This is a genomic window from bacterium (genome assembly GCA_035703895.1).
Taxonomy (GTDB): domain Bacteria; phylum Sysuimicrobiota; class Sysuimicrobiia; order Sysuimicrobiales; family Segetimicrobiaceae; genus Segetimicrobium.
Genome location: DASSXJ010000085.1, coordinates 1 through 22,437 on the forward strand (window position 1 = coordinate 1; position 22,437 = coordinate 22,437).

Below are 22,437 nucleotides of genomic sequence, written 5' to 3' on the forward strand. Positions count from 1 at the left end.
GGTATTCGCGAGACGGGCGAGTCTCCTCCTCTTCGGATTTACCCCTGGGCCTCGTACACCGCCAGTCCAACCCGGGCGATCGCCATCTGCCCGTCGAGGTCGTCGCCGAGATCCTTCCCAAACACCGAGATAACGCAGGGCCCCTGGGGCGTGGTCAGGATCCCCACGTCGTTGCTGACCCGACTCAGTGAGCCGGTCTTGTGGGCGAACTCGGTCCGAGGAGGAAGCAACAGGGGCAGGCGGTTGCGGACCTGCTGGCGCCCCATGATATCGAGCATCCTCCGGCAGACCTCAGCGGGCAGCGTGGCCTGGACGGTCCCGACCCCGTACGCCGCGCGGGCCACCTGCTCGAGGAGTCGGCCAATCTCCTGGGGTGTTGTCATGTTGACGCCTTCGCCATGGTACACGCGGCTGTCCGGGTCGATCTCCCTCCGCCGGAGGCGTTCGGTCGCGAGATCGCGGGTCTCGGGCCCGGGCGGCGCGCCTCCCAGCCCCACAAGTTCGTAGAGCAGCCCGCGGCAGTCCAACGCGACCGTGGTGCGCTCGAGCCCGCACGCGCGCAGGCGGGCGTTCACCGCCTCCTTGGTCAGACGAGCCAGGAGGATGTCGGTGGCGGTGTTGTCGCTGACGATGATCATGAGCGTGGCCAGGTCGCCCACGGTGACGGCGGTTCCCGCGGACACCTCCTTGAGCACCCCCGATCCCGGCGACCTCATCTCATCCGTGAGCGTAACGCGCTCCTCTAGGGACCTCTCCCCCGCGTGCACCCGGCTGAGGAGCTCGGCAAGGATCGGGACCTTGAACACGCTCGCCATCGGGAACAGTTGATCCGCGTGCACGCTAACCCGCTCCCCGGTCCCGAGCGCGTGCACGTACACGCCCAGCGTCCCATCGAGCCTGGCCGCGATGCTCCGAATGCGCCTGCCCAAGTCTCTCTTCATCTCCTCCTCCTCGGTGACTCTCGCGACCCCAGAGGGCGCCTGCCCGGTACGCCGGGGCGGCGCGGGTACGCCGAGGGGGTCGGCGCGACCTTTCGCACGACGATCATCCCAAATGCGCGGGCTTCCGCAGCGCCCCCCAGCAGCCGCAGACCCGCCGCCGCGGCGCGCATCTCCGCGTCGGCGTGGGATCCCTTGGGAAACACCGCGACGCCCCCCACCCGCACCAAGGGCAGCGCGAGCTCGGCGAGCACCGGAAGCGACGCCACTGCGCGGGCCGTCGCCGCATCGTATTGCTCGCGGTGGGCCGGCGTCCGGCCCAATGCTTCGGCCCGCGCGTGGACGACATCCGCATTGGCAAGCCCAAGGGCGCGCAGGACCACACCGAGAAACCCGGCCTTCTTGCGGGATGCTTCCACCAGCAGCACACGCACCGCCGGCCGCGCCACGGCGATCGGGACGCCGGGCGTGCCCGACCCGCTTCCCAGATCGACGACCGTCCCTCGATCCGGAAGATGCGGAAGGCAGGCCAGGGCATCGACGACGAGGACGCGGGCGGCTGCTGCTTCCGTCTGGACCCCGGTGAGATTGAGGCGATCGCGCCAGGACACCACGAGCCCAACGTAGCGCTCGAGGAGGGCATACTGGGAGGGAGTGAGATCGATGCCGAGCGCGGCGCCGGCGGACTTGAGGATCGGCCCGACGGACACCTCCGTCCTACGGGCGCATGTGGTTGTGCGAACGGGACCGGAATCTCCCCTGCGGGCGCCCAGACGCCCCCGCGGTGCTGGAGGATGATGCTCCGCGGGGGGTGATCACCACCCGGCGCTCCGGATCCTCGCCTTCGCTGTGTGTCGTTACACCGCCGTCGGCCGCGAGGGTCGTGTGGATGATCCGCCGCTCGGCCGCAGACATCGGCTTCAGCGCGAGCGGGCGCCCGCTCCGCCGCACCCGCTCAGCGAATCGGCGGGCCATATCCTCCAGCGTTTCCACCCGACGCTCCCGGTAGCGCTCGACGTCGACGATCACGGGGATCCGGCGCCCCTGACGATGCGCCACGATCAGGTTCACCACCAAATCGAGCGCGTCCAGGGTTTGACCTCGGCGTCCAATCAGGGGGGCAAGATCGGGCCCGGTCACCGAAACGTGGATCTGCCCGGCCTCTTCCCGCCCGGAGGCGGAGGCGTGGAATCCCATCGCCTCGATCAGAGAAGTCGCGACACCCTGGGCCAGCTGAATCAGCTCCGCGGCCTCGGCTTCGGGCAGGGCCGAAGCCTGAGGAGCCGCACGCGAGGGTTCAGGAGCCCCCTCTTCTCCTTCGTCCATCTCCGAAAGGAGCGTGAGCCGGACCCGGGCCAGACGCGACCCGAGCCCGAGAACGCCGCGGCTCCCTTCATCGAGCACCATGAGATCCGCGTCTTCGCGTCGCGCCCCCAGCGTCCGAAGGGCGTCGCGTATCGCCTCCTCGACGGTCCGCCCGGAGCCTTCAGCCGATCTCACCTGCGCTTCGCTCCTTTCTTGCCCTTGGGTACCGGGGCGGGCTGAACGGAGTTCCTCGATGCGGGCTGTTTGGCATTCCCAGACGCCTGAGCCTGCGCCACGATCTGGGATTTGGGCGGAGCGGTGATCATCGGATGGGGCCGGCCAACCACCCACAGATACTCGCCCAGGTAGGCCATCGTGGACACGATCATATAGATCGACACTCCAACCGGGTAGATGGTGGCGAACCACGCCATCATGACCGGCATGAGAATCAGCATCCGCGCCTGCTGGGGATCCGTGATCGTCATGCGCTGCTGCAGCCACATCGTGACAAAGATGAGGACGGGAAAGATCAGGAGCAGGAGACGCTCGGGATGTCCGGTCCCTACCTCCGACATGATCTGGCTGAGATTCGGCGCTTGGTCGAGGCGCATCCACGGGATGCCGAACACGGCCGCGGTGCCGAACAACCCCTTCTTGTAGAGGAGCTGCCACAGGGCGATGAACACCGGCATCTGCACGATCATCGGGAGGCACCCCATGGCGGGGTTGACCTTGTGGGCCCTGTACAGCTGCATGATCTCCCGGTTCAGCGTTTGCGGGTCTTCCTTGTACTTCCGCCGGAGGGCCTCCACGTGGGGCGCCACGACCTGCATGCCCTTCATGGATTTCAACTGCGTGCGGGTGAGCGGGTGGAGGACCAGCTTGACCGCGAGCGTCAGGAGCACGATCGCCAGCGTGTAGTCGTGCGCAAAACCATAGAAAAACTGCAGCGTCGCGCTCAGCGCCTGCGTGATCGGGCTGATCAACTGCTGATACACCTACGAACCTCCCTGGGCCTACGGCACGGGATCGTACCCGCCCGGGTGGAACGGATGGCACCGAAGCAGACGCCGCAGGGCCAGCCAGCTTCCCCGGAATACGCCGTATCGTGTGACCGCTTGGGCCGCATACTCCGAACATGAGGGGAAGTATCGGCAGGACGGGGAGGTGAATGGCGAGATCCACCGCTGGTACAGGCGGATCATCCCCAACCCCATCGCGTTAGCGACCCGACTCATACGGCGACCCCTCTAGCATCCGCCCGGCGGCGCACAGCGTCTCCATCTCCGATACGATCAACTCGAATGGGGCGGTCAACACCGGGGGGCGGGCCACCAGTACGAGATCCCCATGATCATGAAGGCGGCTCTCCAGCCGCCTGAACGCCTCGCGCAGACGTCGCTTGGCCCGGTTCCTGGCTACGGCCCCCCCGAACCGTTTTCCGGCGGTAATGCCGACCCTCCGGCGCCCGTCAGTCGGCCGGACATACACCACCAGCGTCGTCCCGAGAAACCGGCGTCCCTCCCGGTAGACTCGCCGGAACTCGATAGAACCAGGGGGGGGATCCGTCCGCGCCGCTGCGCTTCCTTAGGATGGGGCCAAACGCTGCCGTCCCCGGGCGCGCCTACGGCGCAGGACGTTTCTACCGCCGGGGGTCCGCATTCTCGTGCGGAATCCGTGGGTCTTGCTGCGATGCCGTCGGTTTGGTTGGAATGTGCGCTTCATGGGGCGCCCCTCTCAATCTCCCAGCGGCCGGCAGCGGACGGGCGGGCCGTGTGTGAGCCCACTATAGCATAGGATCGTCTAACCGTTCAACGCAGGTCACCGAAGGCCCGCGAAGACCGCGGTGGTTGGGGATAACCCTTGGACAACTACCAGGGTTATCCAGATTCTCTGCCGGAGAGCGACATGCCGGACGGAGGTAGTCATCCGAATCATGCGTCCGATGGGGAACTCGTGATCGAGAAAAGAGGAGATCGTCGAGGTTGTCCACAATCTTTTCCACACCTGTGGATAACGTTCGGGAGCCGGATATTTAGGCCCTATTACCACAGTTCCCTCAGCGATCCCGAATCTACAGGGCTGAGAAAATCGTAGATTTTCGAGATCGCATCTCTCCACAACGATGACCGTCCAGCCGCCCGTCATGGAGAGCGAGAAAATATTGACCCCCATCGCCGGTTGTGAAGGATCCGTGAAGGATGGGACCTGCCCACATCCAATTCTGAGGCTCTGCACACGGAGACAGGGTGCATGCAGGATTTCTTCCTGCGGCTGATCGCGAAATCAAGGGGAACCCAGGAGGAAGGCCTGGCCCCCGAGGTGCGTCTGGCTGTCTATGACTCGCTGCTTGCGCCGCCGCAGGTCATCTCACTTTCCGCCGAAGATTTCAACGAGCTCGTTGGGGAGCTAGCCTCCAAGACGCATAATTATGCGAGGGAACGCGGAGGGAAAATCCCCTTTGTCGTCATCAGAGAGATCGTGGAGAATCTCATTCACGCGTACTTTCAGGACGCCGTGGTGACCATCATGGACGACGGCAACACGATCCGTATCTCTGATCAGGGCCCGGGGATCCGGGACAAGGACCGCGCATTTCTCCCGGGATTCACGACAGCCACCCGGGAGATGCGGCAGTTTATCAAAGGGGTCGGTTCGGGCCTGCCCGTGGCGCGCGAACAACTCGCGTTCTTGGGAGGCGCGATCTCCGTCGAGGATAACCTTGAGCATGGAACGGTGGTGACGCTGAGGGTCGGTCCGGGGCCGCGGGGGGTCCCGGGGCCCTCGCTCCCCCCCACGCAGCCGGACCGGGTCCGCGACACGCGGATCACGGACCGGCAGCGCAAGGCGCTTCTGCTCATCGCGGAACTGGGATCCGCCGGTCCGTCGACGATCGCCAAAGAGCTCGGGGTGAGCATCAGCACCGCCCACCGCGAACTCGACGCCTTGGCGAAGATCCAGCTCGTGGCTTCTCGAGGGGCCGGAAAACGCACCCTGACCGAAGAAGGGATCGCCTACCTGGATACGGTGTTCAAGCCCTAGCGCATGGAGGACACGAATGGCTCCTGAGCACAGCGCGGCCGGTGAAGTCTGGCAGCAGGCCATGCCGCGCATCGAGCGCCAGCTGACCAAGCCCAGCTTCGAAGCATTTTTCAAGCATATGCGCCCGATGGCGCTCCACAAAAACGTCTTCGTCATCTCCGTCCCCAGCCTGTTCGCCAAGGAATGGCTGGAAGGACGGTACCGGCGCTTGATCACCGAGACCCTCCAAGACATTCTCAGACACGGCGTGGATGTCGAGTTCATTGTCGCCGACAGCGAGCCCGTGTCCCCCGCCCCGACCCGACAGCCCGTCACCACCCGGGCGGGTGGCGCGGATGCGCTGATCATTACGGGACGGTACACGTTCGAGACGTTCGTCATCGGCAGCGGCAACCGGTTTGCGCACGCGGCGGCCCTGGCCGTCGCCGAGGCGCCCGCCAAAGCGTACAATCCGCTGTTCATCTACGGGGGGGTCGGATTGGGGAAGACCCACCTCCTGCAGGCGATCGGCCATCACGTCCTCACGCACAAGCAGATGGCCAAGGTGATGTATGTCTCATCGGAAAAGTTCACCAACGATCTGATCAACTCGATTCGCGACGACAAAACCGTGGAGTTCCGGAACAAGTACCGCACCGCCGATGTGCTGCTGATCGACGACATTCAGTTTCTCGCAGGCAAGGAACGCACGCAGGAAGAGTTCTTTCATACCTTCAATGCCCTCCACGAATCCAGCCGTCAGCTGATTATCAGCAGCGACCGGCCTCCACGCGAGATCCCCACGCTTGAAGATCGCCTGCGGTCCCGCTTCGAATGGGGCCTGCTCGCGGACATTCAGGCCCCCGACTATGAGACGCGGATCGCGATTCTCCGCAAGAAAGCGGAACTCGATGCCATCGACCTCCCCGATGAGGTGGCGCAGTACATCGCCGAACGGATCTCCTCAAACATCCGCGAACTCGAAGGGGCGCTCAGCCGCCTCCGTGCACATGGACAGATGTCCCGAGCCCCACTCTCGGTCGATCTTGCCGCCGATGTGCTCCGTGAAATTCTCCCGCAAACACGTGTTCGTCCCATCACCATCCCGACCATCCAACGCGCGGTCGCGGAGTTCTTTGGCATCCGGGTCGAGGAGATGAAAGCCAAACGGCGGACCAAGGGTGTCGCCTTCCCCCGTCAGGTCGCCATGTACCTCTCGCGAGAGTTAACCGACGCTTCCCTGCCCCGAATCGGCGAAGAGTTCGGAGGACGGGATCACACCACCGTGATGCATGCCTGTGACCGTGTGAAAGCCGCGGTGATTCAAGATATCCATCTTGCCGCAGGGATCAAGAGCCTTGTGGACAACTTTCGGACGGAGCGCCCAGGCGGGGTGGACAAGGTATAGTTTTAACCTTCCTGAGCGATAGTGTGGTTCTACCCATAGTAGATCAGGGATAACCACCTAAGGGCATCAAGAGGTTGTCCACAGGGCAAAATCCGTGCTGATCCTCGTGCGGACGTGGATATGCACATAATCCACAGGTTCTACTACGGGTACGACGAATCTTTATTAATAAAATAGCCCTTAGGGAGGGCTGTGTATATGCGCGTACAGTGCTCGCAAGAGCACCTCTTACGCGAGGTCCAAACGGTAAGCCGTGCGATCTCGAGCCGGGCCAGTATGCCGATTCTTGGAAATCTTTTGCTGGAAGCAACAGACGGGCATCTCAAGATCGCGGCGACCGATCTCGAGCTCGGCATCGAGGCACAGATCACTGCAACGGTGGGTGAAGCCGGCAGCATCACCCTTCCCGCCCGCATTTTTGGGGATATTGTCTCAAATCTCCCGGTCTCAACGATGACGTTGGATGTCAGTGAAGGCGACACGAAAGCACGGATTACCTGCGACACCATTAAGTTTGAGATCCTCGGTCTTCCTGCAGCTGATTTCCCGTTGATGCCGTCGAATAGTGGCGAGGTGGTCGCACGGATCGATGCCGGTGTGTTCCGTACAATGATCCGTCAAACAAGCTTTGCTGTGTCCACGGATGAAACGCGCCCATTCTTAACGGGAGTCTACCTCGTTTTGGAAGATGGTGACGGTCGGTTGGTAGCGACCGACGGCGGTCGACTGGCGCTGCGAAAGGTTAAGTTGGTGGAGAGCTCGAGAGGCAAAATCGCGGCGATCGTTCCCAGCAAGACGATGGCCGAATTGGTGCGGGCCCTGGGGGGTGTCGATGGTGACGTCGCTATCGCATCGCATGAAAACCAGCTGATCTTTACCGCGGCCGGTCTGCGCTTTGTTTCACGGCTGATCGCCGGACAATTTCCTCCTTACGAAAAGGTGATCCCGGCAGAGTTCAAGCAGCGCATCAAGGTCGGGACCGAGCAGTTGCTTCGGGCGGTCCGTCGAGCCAGCATCACCGCCCGGGACTCCGCCAACGTTGTGCGGCTTGCCGCGGATGAAGGGACGCTGACCATCAGTTCGAACACGCCCGAAGTCGGCAAGGCGCAGGAAGATATCGAGGTCCGGGCGGAGGGGGAAGCGATCCAGGTCGCGTTCAACGCGAAGTTCCTTCTCGACGCGCTCGCGAATATGGACACCCCCGAGGTGTTCTTCGAACTGACCGGATCGCTCAGCCCCGGTGTGCTGCGGCCGGTGGATCACGTGGACTACCTCTACGTGCTTGCCCCCGTCAGGGTCTACGGATAGCCGGCGGGACGAACGCGGCCCCGCGGATGTCGTGATCACGACGGCCGAGATTACCCTCGGCGATGCGTTGAAATGGGCGGGCATCGCGCCGACCGGAGGTCAGGCAAAACTCTTGATTCGGGCCGGTCGCGTGGCGGTCAACGGGACCGTTGACCGCCGGCGGGGCCGCCGGCTCGTCCCGGGGGACCGGTTCGCGGTCTCTGGACGGGAGTACCGCGTTGTGGCTCGCTGAGCTCCGGCTGCGCGATTTCCGAAACTACGCGGTGACGGATCTGACGTTCGGTCCCGGGGTCGCCTTCCTCGTTGGCTCGAACGCGCAGGGCAAGAGCAATCTCCTCGAAGCGATCTACACGGTGGCGTTGGGCCGAAGCCCGAGGGTTGGCCGTGACGTGGAAGTGATCCGGTTTGGCCAGGATCGCGCGTACGTCCGCGCCGGCGTGCAGGGGACCAGGGGGCAGACGATCGAGGTCGCGTTTGATCGGGCGAGCGGAGCGCGGCGCGTCAAGGTGAACGGGGTCTCGGCAACGCGCGGCCAGTTGCTGGGCCGGTGCGCTGTCGTCCTCGCGGGGTCGTTGGATGACGAGATGATTCGGGGGGCGCCCACCCACCGGCGGCGGGTCATGGATGCCGCGCTGGCGCAGGTCAGCCCGTCCTACTTTTTCGCGCTGACCCGGTATGCACGGGTGCTCCGGCAGCGGAACCAGTTGTTGCGGGCGTCGGCGGGCGCCGCGATTCTGGCGCCCTGGGATGATCAGTTGGTGGAGTTGGGGGCGATGCTGATCGGCCGGCGGCGGGCGTTCGTCGGCCGGCTCGCCGCATGGGCGGCCGACCGTCACGCCCGATTGGGGGGCGGGGACGAGCGCCTCGAGATCTCGTATATCTGTGCGGTCGGCGACGACGAGGAGCGCGAGGCGTTGCGGCGCGCGCTGGAGGCCGGCCGAGCCGAGGATCTCCGGCGCGGAGTGACCCAGGCCGGTCCGCACCGGGATGACCTTCAGTTCACGATCAACGGGGTCGACGTGCGAATGTTTGGCTCTCGGGGGCAGCACCACACCGTGGCGCTGAGCCTGCGGCTCGCCGAGGTGGACCTGCTGCGGGAAGAGTTGGGTGAGTGGCCCGTGGTGCTGCTCGACGACGTCATGGCACACCTCGACGCCTCGAGGCAGGCTCTGTTGCTTCGGGAAGTCGACGGCCCGCAGGTGTTGCTGACCCATACCGAGATTCCTTCGTGTGCGGATATCCCCATGCGTGTGCTGCGCGTCCGGTCCGGCGCCATCGCGGAGGACTCGAGTGTTTCGGCTCGGGGATCTGCTCTCTGACGCCCTCCGATCGCTGGTGGGGCCTCGTCGGGCTTGGCAGGCGGGGGTCCTCGACGCGTGGCCCGAGGTCGTCGGCGAGCTGCATGCCCGTCATACGAGAGCGGCCGGCATCCGCGGGAACGCGCTGGTGGTGACGACGGATCTCCCCGCGCTGTCGTATGAACTCCGGCTGCGTCGGGATGCGCTGGTCGTAGCCCTCAACCGGAAAGTGGGGGGAGCGGCGATCCAGGATATCCAGGTCGTGATACGGCCGTCGGGGGAGTCCGACGCGGCGGATTCGACGGCCACGAGCGGCGGGTGAGGCGGCGTGTACGTACACCTTGGTGGAGATGTCGTGGTGCCTATCCAGGAGATTGTCGGCATTTTCGATTTCAGGCTGCTGCACGACAGCGAGGACAACCGGAAGTTCATGGACACCGCCCGCCGGCAGGGGAGGATCCGGTCCGAGGTCCCCACGGAGGACACCAAGGCGGTGGTGGTCACGGCCACCGCGGTGTACACGTCGGCGATCTCTTCGCTGACGCTTCAGAAGCGGGTGACCCACGTCCAGTGGGGGTTGAGCCAGGGGTAATCCGGGGGTTTGACCCGGGTGGTCAATTTTGGTAATATAAGTTGAAGGAACTTTCACGGCGTGGCGCCCGCCATGCCCTCTAAACCGAGTTGTGCCCTTTACTGAATCAGGGACCGGAGCCGACTTCGGAGGATAGGTTGCTGCATGGCTGAAACGTCTTACGACGCCCAACAGATCCAGGTCCTGGAAGGCCTAGAGGGTGTCCGCAAGCGGCCCGGCATGTACGTGGGGAGTACCGGCAGCCGGGGGCTCCACCACCTCGTCTTTGAGGTCGTCGATAACAGCGTCGATGAGGCGCTCGCCGGGTTCGCTCACCGCATCGACGTGACCATTCACAAGGATAACAGCGTCACGGTGGTCGATGACGGCCGCGGGATCCCCGTCGACATCGTTCCCAAAGTCGGCAAGTCCGCCGTAGAGGTCGTGATGACGATGCTCCACGCCGGCGGGAAGTTCGGCGGGGGCGGGTACAAAATCTCGGGCGGGCTGCACGGCGTCGGCGTGTCGGTCGTGAACGCGCTCTCGGAGTGGCTCGAGGTGCAGGTCGACCGGGACGGGAAGCGCTACACGCAGCGCTTTGAGCGAGGTCAGCGGGTCACCCCGCTCCGCTCTGTGGGGAAAGCCGACCACACGGGCACGACGGTGACCTTCAAGCCGGATCCCCAGATCTTCGTGGAGCGAGAGTACGATGCCAAGATCATCGCGGAGCGCCTGGACGAGCTGGCCTACCTGAACGCCGGCTTGGTGCTGACTCTCCTGGACGAGCGCACGGGCGAGATGAAGGAGTTTGCCCACAAGGGTGGGATCACCGAGCTCGTCCGCGCGCACAACAAAAATAAAGGGGCGGTCGGCGATCCGATCACGGTGCGTCGTGTCCGCGATGCCGTCGAGGTCGACGCGGCCATCCAGTACAACACCGGGTACCTCGAGCACGTCTTCACCTACGTCAATACGATCAATACCATCGAGGGCGGGACGCATCTCGTCGGGTTCCGTTCCGCGCTGACGCGCAGCATCAACGATTATGCGCGTCGGCAAGGGCTCATGCGGAACGGGGACGTGAGCCTCCAAGGCGAGGACGTCCGCGAGGGCCTGACGGCGGTGATCTCGATCAAGCTTCCCGAGCCGCAATTCGAAGGACAGACGAAGACCAAGCTCGGCAACCCCGAAGTGAAGGGCCTCGTCGAGTCGGTCGTCGGTGAGGAGCTGGCCGAGTATTTCGAGTCGCACCCGGGCGACGCCAAGAAAATCGTTGCAAAGGCGATCCAGGCCGCGCGCGCCCGCGAGGCCGCCCGGCAGGCCCGCGAGCTCGTCCGGCGGAAGAACGCCCTCGACGTCAGCACGCTTCCCGGCAAGCTCGCCGACTGCGCCGAGAAAGATCCGACGAAGTGCGAGATCTTTATCGTCGAGGGGGAATCGGCCGGCGGCAGCGCCAAGGGCGGTCGGGACCGGCAGTTCCAAGCGATCCTGCCGATCCAAGGCAAGATCCTCAACGTGGAGAAGGCGCGTCAGGACAAAATGCTGGGCCACGAGGAGATCCGTGCGCTCATCACCGCGCTCGGCACGGGCATCGACAAGGAGTTCAACATCGACAAGCGGCGGTACGACCGCGTGATCCTCATGGCCGATGCCGATGTCGACGGCGCGCACATCCGCACGCTCCTGCTGACGTTCCTCTACCGGTACATGCCCCAGTTGATCGAGCGTGGCAAGGTCTACATCGCCCAGCCGCCCCTCTACCTGATCAAAGCCGGAAAGAAGCCCTACTATGCCTACTCTGATGCGGAACGGGACGAGATCACGGCCGACCTGACCAAGCACAACACGACCTTCGAGATTCAGCGGTATAAGGGGCTCTCGGAGATGAACCCGGAGCAGCTGTGGGAGACGACGATGAATCCGGAGAAGCGGACGCTGCTGCGGGTGGAGCTGGATCATTACGAGGGGAACGGCGTGAATGAAGTGGATGAGGTGTTCAAGACGCTGATGGGCGACGAGGTCGAGCCGCGGCGACAGTTCATCCAAAAGTACGCGAAGGAAGTCCGCAACCTGGATATCTAATACCGTGGCCGCCGAAGAAAGCATCATCACTCAGCCGATCGCGCAGGAGATGCGGACATCGTACCTGGACTATGCGATGTCCGTCATCGTCAGCCGCGCGCTGCCGGATGTTCGGGACGGGCTCAAGCCGGTCCAGCGCCGTATCCTCTACGGCGCCTCCGAGATGGGCCTGAGCCCCGATCGGCCCTACCGGAAGTGCGCGCGCGTCGTCGGCGATGTGATGGGCCGGTATCATCCGCACGGGGACGTCCCGATCTACGAGGCCCTCGTGCGGATGGCCCAGGAGTTTAGCTTCCGGTACCCGTTGATCGATGGCCAGGGCAACTTCGGCAGCGTCGACGGCGACCCGCCCGGGGCGATGCGCTATACCGAGGCGCGTCTGTCCCGCATGGCGATGGAGCTCCTGGCCGATATCGACAAAGAGACCGTGCCCTTCACTCCCAACTTCGATCAGACCCTCGAGCAGCCGGTCGTCCTCCCGAGCCGGGTGCCCAACCTCCTGATGAACGGTGCCGCTGGGATCGCGGTGGGGATGGCGACGAATATCCCCCCCCACAACCTCGGCGAGCTGCTGGATGCGCTGATCGCGCTGATCGACAACCCCAAGCTCGAGGTGGAGGACCTCCTGAAGATCGTCAAAGGTCCGGACTTCCCGACCGGTGGCCTGATCCTCGGCCGGGAGGGGATCCGCCAGGCGTACTTGGAGGGACGGGGGAGCATCATCGTTCGCGCCAAGGCTGCGATGGAGGAGCTGCGGGGTGGGCGGGTCGCCATCATCGTGACCGAGATCCCGTATATGGTGAACAAGGCCTCGCTGATCGAGCGGATCGCGGAACTCGTGCGCGAGAAGAAGCTCAACGGGGTGAGCGATCTCCGCGACGAGAGCGACCGGCAGGGCATGCGGATTGTGATCGAGCTCCGCCGCGATGTGAACCCCCAGATCGTGCAAAATCAGCTCTTCAAGCACACGCAGATGCAGACGACCTTCGGGGCGATCATGCTCTCTCTGGTCGACGGCGTCCCGCGGGTGCTCACCCTCAAGCAGATGCTCGCGTACTACTTGGAGCACCGCAAGGTCGTCGTCACCCGGCGGACGGAGTTCGAGCTCAAGAAGGCGAAGGCCCGCGCGCACATCCTCGAGGGCCTCAAGATCGCGCTCAAGTCGCTCGACGAGGTGATCGCGCTGATCCGCAAAGCCAAAGACGTCCCGGCCGCCCGGACAGGGTTGATGAAACAGTTCAAGCTGAGCGAGCTGCAGGCCGAGGCGATCTTGGAGATGCGGCTCCAGCGGTTGACGCAACTCGAGCGCGAGAAGCTCGACGAGGAATACAAGGCGCTGATCAAGGCGATCGCCTACTACGAGGACGTGCTGCGCGACGAACGCAAGGTGTTCGCGATCGTCAAGACGGAGCTCCACGAGGTGAAGGAGCGGTTCGGGGACGCGCGGCGGACCCGGATCACCGGCAAGGATGCGGAGCTGGAAGAGGAGGATCTGATCCCCGACGCGGACATCGTCATCACCCTTACGCACAACGGGTATATCAAGCGGCTTCCGCTCGAGACCTACCGGCGGCAGCACCGCGGCGGCCGCGGCGTCGTGGGGATGGGGACGAAGGAGGAGGACTACGTGGAGGTGGTGACCATCACCACGAACCACGCGTTCGTGCTCTTCTTCAGCAACCGCGGGAAAGTGTACCGGGTCAAGGCGTACGAAGTGCCGGAGGCCGGCCGAACGGCCAAGGGCACGAGTCTGATCAACCTCATCAACGTCGCCCAGGGCGAGCGGGTCAACGCGATCATCCCGATCCGGTCCTTCGAGGACGCCGGCTTCCTGTTCTTCGCGACCAAGAAGGGCTTCGTGAAGAAGACGGGGTTGATGGAGTTCATCAATGCAAAGCGCGCGGGCATCGTCGCGATCTCCCTGGATAAGGACGACGAGCTCGTCGCCGTGCGATTCACCGACGGGAAGGAAGAGATCATTCTGGCCACCCGGCGCGGGCAGGCGATCCGCTTCAAAGAAGCCAACGTGCGCGAAATGGGGCGCGCGGCCCGCGGTGTCATCGGGATCGCGCTGCGCAAGGACGACGCCGTCGTGGGCATGGCGATCAGCGGCGAGGGAGGATATCTCCTTGTGGCGACCGAGCTCGGGCTCGGGAAGCGGACGCTGCTGAGCCAGTACCGCCTGCAGCGCCGCGGCGGCTCAGGCGTGCGAAGCATCCGCCTGACCCCGCGCACGGGCGGCGTCGCCGCGATCCGGGCGGTCAACGATCAGGACGAACTGCTGGTCATCACCGCGCAGGGGATCGTGAACCGCCTCCTGGTCAAGGATATCTCAGCCCAGGGCCGGGAGGCGCAGGGCGTCCGGCTCCAGCGGCTCGACGAGGGCGATCGCGTGTCGGCGATGGCGCCGATCGTCGTCTCCGACGACACGGCCGACGCGTAGGGGGGCCGGCGGGGTCAGGCCCAGACGGCCAGGATGAGGCCCATGAGCACCAGCGCCACGCCCTGATAGCCGTTGACCAGCCAGTACAGCTTGACCGGCCGGCCTTCGAAGATGAATCCCCCCGCGCTCGTCGTCAGCACGAACCCGATCCACATCGTCAGCGCGACCTTCACGCCGCCGATCGCCGTCATCGCGTTCGCCCACCGCAGGACGTGGGCGAGGACAAACGACAGTACCAGCGCGGCGACGAACATCATCGAGTAAGCCTGCGGCATCGCCCCCGTCTGGAGATCCTCCGGCTTCTTGCCGATCAACTGCATCCACACGTTCCCGAACACCGGCGGCGCGTACCAAATCGCTCCGAGGATCATGGACACGAGCGCCGCGACAACGACCGCGACGTAATTGATGTGGACCTGCGGCAAGGCACTCACCTCCGCTGGCACGGCTTCACCAGGAATGTGTGTTTCCCTGCCGGTGCGACGCGCCCACGTCCGGCGTGTGATCGCACGGAGCAGGGACGGTCCTTGCCGCCCGGCGAACGTAGGAGGGCGGAATGCGCGCCGGGCCGAATCTCTCCATACGCGGACGGGCGAGGCTCTCGACGCGAACGGTGAGCCGGAGGAGGAGCAACGCGATGGATGCCGCGGTGCAGGCGCTCGTAGCCCACCTCGATGAGATGTGGGAGGGACTCCTGCGGGATGTGGCCGGGGCGGACGACACCCGCTTTCACTGGACGCCGGGTGCGGAGTTCAACTCCGTGGCGATCCTCCTGCGTCATCTCGCCGGCAGTGAGCGCTATTGGATCGGCGAAGCGATAGGCGGGATTCCCAGCCAGCGGGCGCGTGAACAGGAGTTCCTGCATGATCAGCCGCGGCGGGCGGACGTCCTGCACGCGGTCGACGTGGCGCGGCGACTGACGCGCCAGGTCCTCGCGCCCCTCTCGATGGCCGCTCTCGAGGCGGAGACCGCGCCATCGGTCACGACGGGCACGCCGCCCCGCCGCCCGACCAAGTTGTGGTCGCTGCTGCACTACATCGAACACCTAGGGTATCATCGCGGGCAGGCGTTGCTCTTGCTCAAACTTGCGCGGACGGCTCCTCGCGAGGCTGCGTCCCGCTGATCGAGGTTCCACCATGTACTGGAATGAGTGCCTGAAGACCCACGCTCGGCTGCGGAAGATCATCGGGGCCCTGGGGTTCACACACGTCGACCCGTCCCGGATCTTCTGTGTCCGCGGATACGGCTCGACCTCGGAGGCGTGGGCTCGGATCTGGGGGCTGCCGACCCTCTGGCAGCAGGTGCTCGGCACACGACCCGCGTATGTCGTCGAGATCATCGAACCTGAGTTCAGCCGCCTGCCGCCGGGCGAACAGGATCGGGTCCTGATCCACGAGTTGCTCCACATCCCCCGCACGTTTAGCGGTGCGATCCGGCCACACCGGTCGCCCAGCTTCCGGATCAACCGCAGGACGGTCGAGCGCTTCTACCAGCGCTTTATCGCCAACAGCCGGAAGCACGCGCCACGCCGCCGCCGTTCATCCCATCGGAGGTAGCCCCGGCTACCGGAAGGCGACACGGCGTGGAGCGCCCGACCCTTTAGGGCGCTGCCCACGTAGTGTAGAATGGTGATTCCGGAGGACGTGAGAGATGTTCGACAACCCTGAGAAGCTGTTCATCATCCTCATCATCGCGTTGTTTATCTTTGGTCCGCAGAAGCTCATCGGGCTCGGCGGAGCCATGGGCCGGGCGATCAGGGATTTTCGGAGCGCGGTTCGCGACGCCCAGGAGCAGTTCAGCACGGCGGTCGAAGAGGTGCACAAGACGGAAGACACGTTCTCGTCGACCGAGCCGGCGGCGCTCCCTGCGCCCGAACCGGTCACCCCGACGTTCCCGATGATCGGGGGTGCGGCTCCGGCGACGGCCGCCGCCGACTCCTCCACCTCGGGCGACCTCGATCTCGAGGGCCCTCACTCGCTCGCATCTGAGCCGTCCTCGCAGGCCGTGCTGGAGTCCCTCCAGCGAAAGGAATAACCACCGCCTCGGGTGTCTGTGCGATGACCGGGCACGGGTGATCGCCCGGTGATCCGCGTCTATCTGGTGCGTCACGGCCAGACCCTATGGAACGCCGAGGGGCGCTGTCAGGGCCGGATGAACATCGAACTGAGTCCCCTCGGGAGATCTCAGGCCGCGCGCCTGGCCGGTGTCCTTGCCGCCGTGCCGCTCGCGGCGATCTACAGCAGCCCGCTCATCCGCGCGTGGGACACGGCCCTGGCGATCGCTGCGCCCCACCGGCTCCCCGTCGTCCCGGTGGCAGATCTCCATGAGATCGACTTGGGGGTGTGGGAGGGCTTGACCGAGGGGGAGATCACCCAGCGCTTTGGCGACGTCGTCGCCCGCCGCCGCCGCGATCCCGAGCACGTCGTGCCTCTCGAGGGCGAGTCGCTGCACGAGGTGCAGGCGCGAGCGCTGCGGGCGGTGGAGGAGATCCTCGCCCGGCACGACGATGCGACCATCGCGGTGGTGGCCCACGGGGCGGTGAACAAGATGGTGCTGCTCTCGGCCCTCGATGCCCCGCTGAGTTCGTACTGGCGGATCCGCCAAGACAACGCTGGGATCAGCATCGTGGATGTGTATGGCATTCACAGGGTCGTGCGAGTGATGAACGAGACGGCGCACCTGGCGGATATTGGAGAAGAGCGCGCCGCCGCCGAGTAGCGGGCGCAGCCCCGGCTACTTCGTGAAGATCGGCAGGGTCCCGAGCGAGATGAGGTTGGGGTTCTCGTACCCGCCCTCTTCGAGCAGCACCGTGGCGCGGGCGATGACCTGGGCGCCGACCTGAGTCAGCAAGTCCTCGGTGGCTCGCAGGCTGCCTCCGGTGCTCACGACATCATCGACGACGACGACCCGGCTCCCGTGCAGCCGGTCGGCTTCGGGCCCATCGAGGACGAGCGTCTGCGGGGCTGCGGTCGTGATCGACTTCACCGTGACGGTCAGCGGCCGCTTCATATAGCCCTTCACGCTCTTCCGCAGCACGATGTAGGGCCGGTACCGGCCGGTGATGGGGTCGGAGAGGTAGGTGGCGACCATGTGGACGAGCGGCAGGGCTTTCGCTTCGATTGAGACGACGTAGTCAAATTCCATGGGCTGGAGCCGGGCGGAGATGGCTCGGGCGCAGGCGTTGGTCAGCTCCACATCTCCCCAGAGCACGAATGCCGCGATCCACAGCGAATCCGAGATCGGCACGACGGGAAGCCGCCGGCGGAGTCCGGCCACCTCGATCTCAAAGTACTCCTGACCCTCGTATTTCATCCGCATCCTCCGCCCGGTGGGGCATCTCGGCCATCTGACATTCTGGCACGGGGGCCGACACCTGTCCAGCCCGGCCCGGCTTGTGCTGCCGGCGGGTCGTTCCCTATAATTGGGGGGACGTGCGGAGGCGAATACGGGGATTGACGGGACGACAACGGTCGTTGGCGTTATAGGGGACACAGTCCGGGGAACCCTTTCGCCTCGGCTCCACAACGCGGCGTTTGCCGCGCTGGGGCTGAACTGGTGTTACGTGGCATTTCAGGTCACTCGGGACCGCCTGGAGCAGGCACTCCGGGGATTGCCCGCGCTCGGGATTGCCGGAGTCAACGTCACGGTCCCGCACAAGGAAGCCGTCCTCGCCTATCTGGACGACGTCACGGATGACGCGCGGATCGTCGGCGCGGTCAACACGATCCGGGTGGAGGGCGGCCGCTTGAGCGGGCACAATACCGATACGAGCGGCATGCTCGACGCGCTCGTGCGCGATGGCGGGCTCACCATGAAAGGGCAGCGCGCCGCGATCGTGGGGGCGGGCGGCGCAGCCCGCGCCGCCGCGTTCGCGCTGGCCGGCGCGGAGGCGGCGGCCGTGACCATCATCAACCGGAATTGGGACCGGGCGGCGGCGCTTGCCGACGCCGTTCGCCGGGCGTTCCGCTGCGCGGTCGATGCGGTCCCCCTCGATGCAAACCCGGTCACGGCGGCGCTCCGGGAGGCGACGCTCCTGGTGCAGGCCACGACCGTCGGCGGCGCACAGCGGGAGCAGTCGCCCGTCCCCGCGGAGGCGCTGCATCCGGGGATCTTCGTGATGGACATGATCTACAATCCGCACGAGACCACCCTGCTCCGGGAGGCCCGCGACGTAGGGTGCCGGACGCTCGGAGGCCTCCCAATGCTCGTGTACCAGGGCGCCCGGGCGTTTGAAATCTGGACGGGCCGGGCCGCCCCCCTGCACGTGATGCGCGACGCGGTGGGGCTGCCCGCGGAGACGGCATCCACGACATGAGCGGGACGGTGGCGCGCGGGTGTTGAGGTTCCTGACCTCCGGAGAATCCCACGGCCGAGGCCTCCTGGTCGTGGTCGAAGGCATGCCGGCAGGCGTGCCCCTCGGCGAGGACGAGATCAACGGGCAGCTGGCGCGCCGGCAGCGCGGCTACGGACGCGGCGGCCGGATGCAGATCGAGCAGGACCGCGTAGAGATTTATGCCGGGGTGATGGGCGGTCTGACGATCGGCGCGCCGATCGGGATGCACATCGGGAACAAGGACTGGCGCAAGAGCGAGCCTCCGCTCACGCAGCCGCGCCCCGGGCATGCGGACCTCGCGGGCGCGCTCAAATACCATTTCGATGATGTGCGCCGGGTGCTCGAGCGATCGAGCGCGCGCGAGACCGTGTCACGCGTCGCCGTGGGTGGGGTGTGCCGGGTGCTGCTGGCGCAGTTCGGGATCACCCTGGCCAGCCACGTGGTCGAACTCGGCGGCATCGCGATCACCCGCCGCCCCGAGCGGTACGAGGACATTCCCAAGATCGCCGAGGAATCCCCGCTGCGCTGCGTCGATCCGGAGGCCGAGGTCCGCATGATCGCGGCCATCGACAAGGCCAAAGAGGACGGTGATACGCTCGGCGGCGTGTTCGAGGTCGTCGCGACCGGCCTCCCGATCGGGCTCGGCTCGTACGTCCACTGGGACCGCCGGCTGGACGGCCGGCTCGCACAGGCGGTCATGTCCATCAACGCGATCAAAGGCGTGGAGATCGGGGAAGGGTTCCAGGAGGCGCGGCTGCCGGGGTCCTCGGCGCACGACGAGATCTTCTATGATCCCTCTCGCGGGTTTTACCGCAGTACGAACCGGGCCGGCGGGACCGAGGGCGGCATGACGACGGGGGACCCGCTCGTCGTCCGCGTGGCGATGAAGCCCCTCAGCACCCTTCGGAGCCCGCTCGCATCGGTGGATATTGTGACCAAGGAACGCGTGGAGGCGGCGGTCGTCCGCAGCGATGTGACCGCGGTCCCCGCCGCCGGCGTGATCGGCGAGGCGATGGTGGCGTTCGTGCTCGCGGATGCGATGCTCGAGAAGTTCGGTGCGGACAGCCTGGATCAGATGCGCGCCGCCTACGAGGCCCACCGGCGGTGGGTCCGCGCCGGCCCTCAGCGCGGGCCATCGTAGTCACGCCGGTGGAAGCCAACGTTGTGCTGATTGGGTTCATGGCCACGGGCAAGTCCGCCGTCGGCGAGCTCGTCGCCTCTCGCCTCGGGCGTCCCTTCATCGACACCGACGCGTTGATCGAAGCGCAGGCCGGGCGGCCGGTTCCCCGGATTTTCGCCGAGATGGGCGAGGCCGCATTCCGCCGGCTTGAGGCGGGCGTGGTGGCGGATGCGGCCGCGCGAAGCGGCTGCGTCATCGCGACGGGGGGCGGCGTCGTCCTCAGCCCTGACAACATGGACCGCCTCCGCCGGGGCGGGCTCGTCATCGCGCTTCACGCGGATCCGCGGGCCATCCTGGCGAGGGCCGGCGGCGTTGGGGACCGGCCGTTGTTGGGGGACGATCCGGAAGGCAATGTGCGCCGCCTTCTCGATGAGCGGGCGCCGCTGTACCGCGCCGCCGATCTCGCGATCGAGACCTCGTCGCTCTCGGTCGACGCCGTCGCCGACCGCGTGGTCGCCTTTGTCCGGGCGCGCGCGGGGACCGGGGCCGCCCGGACGGCCCATCCCCATCTCGCGTGCGTGCGGGTGGATCTGGGCTCCCGGAGCTACGACGTCTGGATCGGCGAGGGAGTGCTCGAGGATGCCGCCGCGTACATGGAGCGCTGCGGGATCCGGGGCCGCCTCGCCCTGCTCACGCATCCGCGCATTGACGCCCTGTACGGCCGCGCGCTGGCCGACCGGCTGCGCGTGGCCGGCTACGACGTGGTGGCGCTCACGGTCCCGGCGGCGGAGTCGAGCAAGAGTCTCCGAGTGGCCGAGCGGATGTATCACGCCCTGATCGATGCGCGGTTCGACCGGCACGCGGCCCTGCTCGCGCTCGGCGGGGGCGTGGCGGGCGATCTGGGAGGGTTCGTCGCCGCGACGTTCCTGCGCGGCATCGCCTGGGTGGCGGTGCCGACGACGCTCCTCGCGCAGGTCGACGCCAGCATCGGCGGGAAGACCGGGATCAACCTGCGCGCCAAGAACCTCATCGGCGCCATCCACCAGCCCGCGCTCGTCTTGTCGGATATCGGGACCCTGCGCTCGCTGCCGCCCCGGGAGGTACGGTCCGGGATGGCCGAAGTGGTCAAGACCGGCGTGATCGGAGATCCGCTCCTGTTCGAGTTCGTCGAGCAGCGCCCTCGGGCAATCCTCCGCCGCGACCCCGAGGCGCTGGCCTGGATCGTCGGCCGGTGCGCGGCATACAAAGCCGGTATCGTGGCCGGGGATGAACGGGAGGCCGGCGAGCGTATGGTGCTCAACTACGGTCACACGATCGGTCACGGCATCGAGGCTGCGGCGGGATACCGAGGATTCACCCACGGCGAAGCCATCGCCGTGGGCATGACGCTCGAAGCCCAGGTGTCCGCCCGGCTCGGCCTTTGCGATGCCGTCCTGGTCGAGCGTCAAACCCGCACGCTGGCCGCGCTCGGCCTGCCCGTTCGGCTGGGGGCGCTCGGGCGCGGGAAGGCCCCCGCCTCTGACCGGATTCAGGCGGCAATGGCGCACGACAAGAAGGCCAGCGCGGGCCGGCTCCGCTTCGCCCTGCCCGAGGCGCTGGGGCGCACGGTGATCCGCGACGACGTTCCACCCGCGCTCGTGGAGGAGGTGCTTGCCGGTGGTTAAAGTCCTGGTGCTCCACGGGCCGAACTTGAACCTGCTCGGGGAGCGTGAGCCGTCGGTGTACGGTGCGATGACGCTCGCGGAAATCGACCGGCGGATTCAGGCGCTGGCGCGCGCGGAGGGGGCCTCGGTTGACACGTTTCAGAGTAATCATGAAGGCGCGATCATCGATCGCCTGCACGCCTCGCGCGGGCGATACGACGCGGTCGTGATCAACCCGGGCGCCCTGACCCACTATTCGTTCGCGCTCCGCGATGCGATCGCGTCGATCCCGGAGCCGGTGATCGAAGTTCACCTCTCCAACATTCACGCGCGGGACGCGTTCCGGCACACATCGGTCGTCTCCCCCGTTGTGAAGGGGCAGATCGCCGGGTTCGGCGTGCACAGTTACCTGCTGGGCCTGCGCGCGGCGCTGGCGGTGGTAGCGCAGGGAGAGTCCGCGCAACAGCCGTCGCGGCGCGCACCGCGCACGGCTCGGCAGCGGCGCGCGGGGGCGTCGCGGAGGAAGCCCTGAGCGCCCGTCGAAGCAACACGCCACCATGACCGGAACGCCGGGAGGCTGACGATGCGGTTCCGCGGAGTTCGGGGGGCGGTGACGGTCGACGCCAACACGGAGAAGGCGATCCTGGATGCCACCTACGACCTCCTCCAGCAGATGATCAAGGCGAACGAGGTCGAGGCGGATGACATCGCCGGCGTCATGTTTACCGTGACGTCCGATTTGAACGCGGCCTTTCCCGCCGAGGCGGGCCGGCGGCTTCCCGGCTGGGCGCATGTCCCGTTGATGTGTGCGCAAGAAGTGCCGGTCCCCGGCGCCCTCCCGCGGTGCGTGCGCGTGCTCATGCTCGTCAACACCACGAAGACCGCGGGGGAGGTGGAGCACATCTACCTCCGCGAAGCGGAGCGGCTCCGCCCGGATCTGACCTCCAAGCCGTGACGCCGGCCG

The 22,437-nt window shown here is 66.0% G+C and carries 26 protein-coding genes; 18 read left to right on the forward strand and 8 right to left on the reverse strand.

Annotated features, from left to right (window positions below; all coding sequences use genetic code 11):
- Positions 1-38: 38 nt before the first annotated feature.
- From VFP86_05940 to rpmH, 6 genes are all read right to left on the reverse strand, one after another.
- On the reverse strand, positions 39-941 hold the full coding sequence (locus VFP86_05940; protein ID HET8999169.1) for a serine hydrolase: 903 nt from the start codon (positions 939-941) through the stop codon (positions 39-41).
- Positions 938-1,648, reverse strand: a complete 711-nt coding sequence (rsmG, locus tag VFP86_05945; GenBank protein HET8999170.1) for a 16S rRNA (guanine(527)-N(7))-methyltransferase RsmG — start codon at positions 1,646-1,648, stop codon at positions 938-940. Before rsmG ends, VFP86_05940 begins: the two co-directional genes overlap by 4 nt.
- Before the next feature lie 7 nt (positions 1,649-1,655).
- Positions 1,656-2,438, reverse strand: coding sequence for an RNA-binding cell elongation regulator Jag/EloR (jag, locus tag VFP86_05950; GenBank protein ID HET8999171.1), 783 nt, complete (start codon positions 2,436-2,438; stop codon positions 1,656-1,658).
- Complete coding sequence (locus VFP86_05955) at positions 2,435-3,244, reverse strand: YidC/Oxa1 family membrane protein insertase (protein ID HET8999172.1); 810 nt, start codon at positions 3,242-3,244, stop codon at positions 2,435-2,437. Before VFP86_05955 ends, jag begins: the two co-directional genes overlap by 4 nt.
- An 18-nt stretch (positions 3,245-3,262) precedes the next feature.
- Entirely contained in the window at positions 3,263-3,484 is a 222-nt protein-coding gene (gene yidD / locus VFP86_05960; GenBank protein ID HET8999173.1) for a membrane protein insertion efficiency factor YidD, read from the reverse strand.
- A 349-nt stretch (positions 3,485-3,833) separates the two neighbouring features.
- Positions 3,834-3,971: a 50S ribosomal protein L34 gene (gene rpmH / locus VFP86_05965; protein HET8999174.1), complete on the reverse strand. Its 138-nt coding sequence runs from the start codon at positions 3,969-3,971 to the stop codon at positions 3,834-3,836.
- Between the two features lie 528 nt (positions 3,972-4,499).
- On the opposite strand from rpmH, the gene VFP86_05970 reads away from it, so the two are divergent.
- The 9 genes from VFP86_05970 to gyrA all read left to right on the forward strand — a co-directional run bounded on the left by VFP86_05970 (position 4,500) and on the right by gyrA (position 14,377).
- Positions 4,500-5,288, forward strand: coding sequence for an ATP-binding protein (locus VFP86_05970; GenBank protein ID HET8999175.1), 789 nt, complete (start codon positions 4,500-4,502; stop codon positions 5,286-5,288).
- A gap of 16 nt (positions 5,289-5,304) precedes the next feature.
- Positions 5,305-6,675: a chromosomal replication initiator protein DnaA gene (gene dnaA, locus VFP86_05975; protein ID HET8999176.1), complete on the forward strand. Its 1,371-nt coding sequence runs from the start codon at positions 5,305-5,307 to the stop codon at positions 6,673-6,675.
- 198 nt (positions 6,676-6,873) lie between these two features.
- Positions 6,874-7,983 (forward strand): DNA polymerase III subunit beta, encoded by a 1,110-nt coding sequence (gene dnaN, locus VFP86_05980; GenBank protein ID HET8999177.1) that lies wholly within the window; start codon positions 6,874-6,876, stop codon positions 7,981-7,983.
- A 31-nt stretch (positions 7,984-8,014) separates the two neighbouring features.
- Positions 8,015-8,215 (forward strand): RNA-binding S4 domain-containing protein, encoded by a 201-nt coding sequence (locus tag VFP86_05985; protein HET8999178.1) that lies wholly within the window; start codon positions 8,015-8,017, stop codon positions 8,213-8,215.
- The gene (gene recF / locus VFP86_05990) at positions 8,202-9,302 is read left to right on the forward strand and encodes a DNA replication/repair protein RecF (GenBank protein HET8999179.1); all 1,101 of its coding nucleotides are present in this window, start codon (positions 8,202-8,204) and stop codon (positions 9,300-9,302) included. Before VFP86_05985 ends, recF begins: the two co-directional genes overlap by 14 nt.
- Positions 9,274-9,603, forward strand: coding sequence for a DUF721 domain-containing protein (locus VFP86_05995; protein HET8999180.1), 330 nt, complete (start codon positions 9,274-9,276; stop codon positions 9,601-9,603). Before recF ends, VFP86_05995 begins: the two co-directional genes overlap by 29 nt.
- Positions 9,604-9,609: 6 nt before the next feature.
- On the forward strand, positions 9,610-9,873 hold the full coding sequence (locus VFP86_06000) for an extracellular matrix/biofilm biosynthesis regulator RemA family protein (GenBank protein ID HET8999181.1): 264 nt from the start codon (positions 9,610-9,612) through the stop codon (positions 9,871-9,873).
- Between the two features lie 144 nt (positions 9,874-10,017).
- Positions 10,018-11,934 (forward strand): DNA topoisomerase (ATP-hydrolyzing) subunit B, encoded by a 1,917-nt coding sequence (gene gyrB / locus VFP86_06005; GenBank protein ID HET8999182.1) that lies wholly within the window; start codon positions 10,018-10,020, stop codon positions 11,932-11,934.
- 4 nt (positions 11,935-11,938) lie between these two features.
- Positions 11,939-14,377 carry a DNA gyrase subunit A gene (gene gyrA, locus VFP86_06010; protein HET8999183.1) on the forward strand — a complete coding sequence of 813 codons (2,439 nt, stop codon included), beginning with the start codon at positions 11,939-11,941 and terminating at the stop codon, positions 14,375-14,377.
- Positions 14,378-14,391: 14 nt separating this feature from the next.
- On the opposite strand, the gene VFP86_06015 is transcribed toward gyrA, so the two are convergent.
- A complete protein-coding gene (locus tag VFP86_06015; protein ID HET8999184.1) occupies positions 14,392-14,802 on the reverse strand; it encodes a DUF1761 domain-containing protein in 411 nt (136 codons plus the stop codon).
- A 212-nt stretch (positions 14,803-15,014) separates the two neighbouring features.
- On the opposite strand from VFP86_06015, the gene VFP86_06020 reads away from it, so the two are divergent.
- The 4 genes from VFP86_06020 (at position 15,015) to VFP86_06035 (ending at position 17,095) form a co-directional block, all read left to right on the forward strand.
- Positions 15,015-15,500, forward strand: coding sequence for a DinB family protein (locus VFP86_06020; GenBank protein HET8999185.1), 486 nt, complete (start codon positions 15,015-15,017; stop codon positions 15,498-15,500).
- Positions 15,501-15,513: 13 nt separating this feature from the next.
- On the forward strand, positions 15,514-15,933 hold the full coding sequence (locus VFP86_06025) for a putative metallopeptidase (GenBank protein HET8999186.1): 420 nt from the start codon (positions 15,514-15,516) through the stop codon (positions 15,931-15,933).
- A 94-nt stretch (positions 15,934-16,027) separates the two neighbouring features.
- Positions 16,028-16,411, forward strand: coding sequence for a twin-arginine translocase TatA/TatE family subunit (locus tag VFP86_06030; GenBank protein ID HET8999187.1), 384 nt, complete (start codon positions 16,028-16,030; stop codon positions 16,409-16,411).
- A 48-nt stretch (positions 16,412-16,459) separates the two neighbouring features.
- Positions 16,460-17,095 (forward strand): histidine phosphatase family protein, encoded by a 636-nt coding sequence (locus VFP86_06035; GenBank protein ID HET8999188.1) that lies wholly within the window; start codon positions 16,460-16,462, stop codon positions 17,093-17,095.
- 15 nt (positions 17,096-17,110) lie between these two features.
- Here VFP86_06035 and VFP86_06040 read toward each other — a convergent pair whose 3' ends face one another.
- Positions 17,111-17,689, reverse strand: a complete 579-nt coding sequence (locus VFP86_06040; protein HET8999189.1) for a phosphoribosyltransferase family protein — start codon at positions 17,687-17,689, stop codon at positions 17,111-17,113.
- Positions 17,690-17,798: 109 nt separating this feature from the next.
- Here VFP86_06040 and VFP86_06045 point away from each other — a divergent pair, with 109 nt between their 5' ends.
- Genes VFP86_06045 through aroH form a run of 5 tightly spaced genes read left to right on the forward strand, consistent with a single transcriptional unit; the run spans position 17,799 to position 22,428 of the window.
- The gene (locus VFP86_06045) at positions 17,799-18,692 is read left to right on the forward strand and encodes a shikimate dehydrogenase (GenBank protein ID HET8999190.1); all 894 of its coding nucleotides are present in this window, start codon (positions 17,799-17,801) and stop codon (positions 18,690-18,692) included.
- 19 nt (positions 18,693-18,711) lie between these two features.
- Positions 18,712-19,851, forward strand: coding sequence for a chorismate synthase (aroC, locus tag VFP86_06050; GenBank protein ID HET8999191.1), 1,140 nt, complete (start codon positions 18,712-18,714; stop codon positions 19,849-19,851).
- Positions 19,815-21,494, forward strand: a complete 1,680-nt coding sequence (gene aroB / locus VFP86_06055) for a 3-dehydroquinate synthase (protein ID HET8999192.1) — start codon at positions 19,815-19,817, stop codon at positions 21,492-21,494. The genes aroC and aroB overlap by 37 nt, the downstream gene beginning before the upstream one ends.
- A complete protein-coding gene (aroQ, locus tag VFP86_06060) occupies positions 21,487-22,005 on the forward strand; it encodes a type II 3-dehydroquinate dehydratase (protein HET8999193.1) in 519 nt (172 codons plus the stop codon). The genes aroB and aroQ overlap by 8 nt, the downstream gene beginning before the upstream one ends.
- 51 nt (positions 22,006-22,056) lie before the next feature.
- A complete protein-coding gene (aroH, locus tag VFP86_06065; GenBank protein HET8999194.1) occupies positions 22,057-22,428 on the forward strand; it encodes a chorismate mutase in 372 nt (123 codons plus the stop codon).
- The last annotated feature ends 9 nt before the right edge of the window (positions 22,429-22,437 follow it).

What these genes read in the sequence shown, in the direction of transcription:
- VFP86_06030 (HET8999187.1), top strand. Translation starts at nt 16,028, where the DNA reads ATGTTCGACAACCCTGAGAAGCTGTTCATCATCCTCATCATCGCGTTG.
- VFP86_06040 (HET8999189.1), bottom strand. Translation starts at nt 17,689, where the DNA reads ATGAAATACGAGGGTCAGGAGTACTTTGAGATCGAGGTGGCCGGACTC.
- rpmH (HET8999174.1), bottom strand. Translation starts at nt 3,971, where the DNA reads ATGAAGCGCACATTCCAACCAAACCGACGGCATCGCAGCAAGACCCAC.
- VFP86_05940 (HET8999169.1), bottom strand. Translation starts at nt 941, where the DNA reads ATGAAGAGAGACTTGGGCAGGCGCATTCGGAGCATCGCGGCCAGGCTC.
- aroH (HET8999194.1), top strand. Translation starts at nt 22,057, where the DNA reads ATGCGGTTCCGCGGAGTTCGGGGGGCGGTGACGGTCGACGCCAACACG.
- VFP86_06025 (HET8999186.1), top strand. Translation starts at nt 15,514, where the DNA reads ATGTACTGGAATGAGTGCCTGAAGACCCACGCTCGGCTGCGGAAGATC.
- VFP86_06020 (HET8999185.1), top strand. Translation starts at nt 15,015, where the DNA reads ATGGATGCCGCGGTGCAGGCGCTCGTAGCCCACCTCGATGAGATGTGG.
- dnaA (HET8999176.1), top strand. Translation starts at nt 5,305, where the DNA reads ATGGCTCCTGAGCACAGCGCGGCCGGTGAAGTCTGGCAGCAGGCCATG.
- VFP86_05970 (HET8999175.1), top strand. Translation starts at nt 4,500, where the DNA reads ATGCAGGATTTCTTCCTGCGGCTGATCGCGAAATCAAGGGGAACCCAG.
- gyrB (HET8999182.1), top strand. Translation starts at nt 10,018, where the DNA reads ATGGCTGAAACGTCTTACGACGCCCAACAGATCCAGGTCCTGGAAGGC.
- yidD (HET8999173.1), bottom strand. Translation starts at nt 3,484, where the DNA reads ATGAGTCGGGTCGCTAACGCGATGGGGTTGGGGATGATCCGCCTGTAC.
- dnaN (HET8999177.1), top strand. Translation starts at nt 6,874, where the DNA reads ATGCGCGTACAGTGCTCGCAAGAGCACCTCTTACGCGAGGTCCAAACG.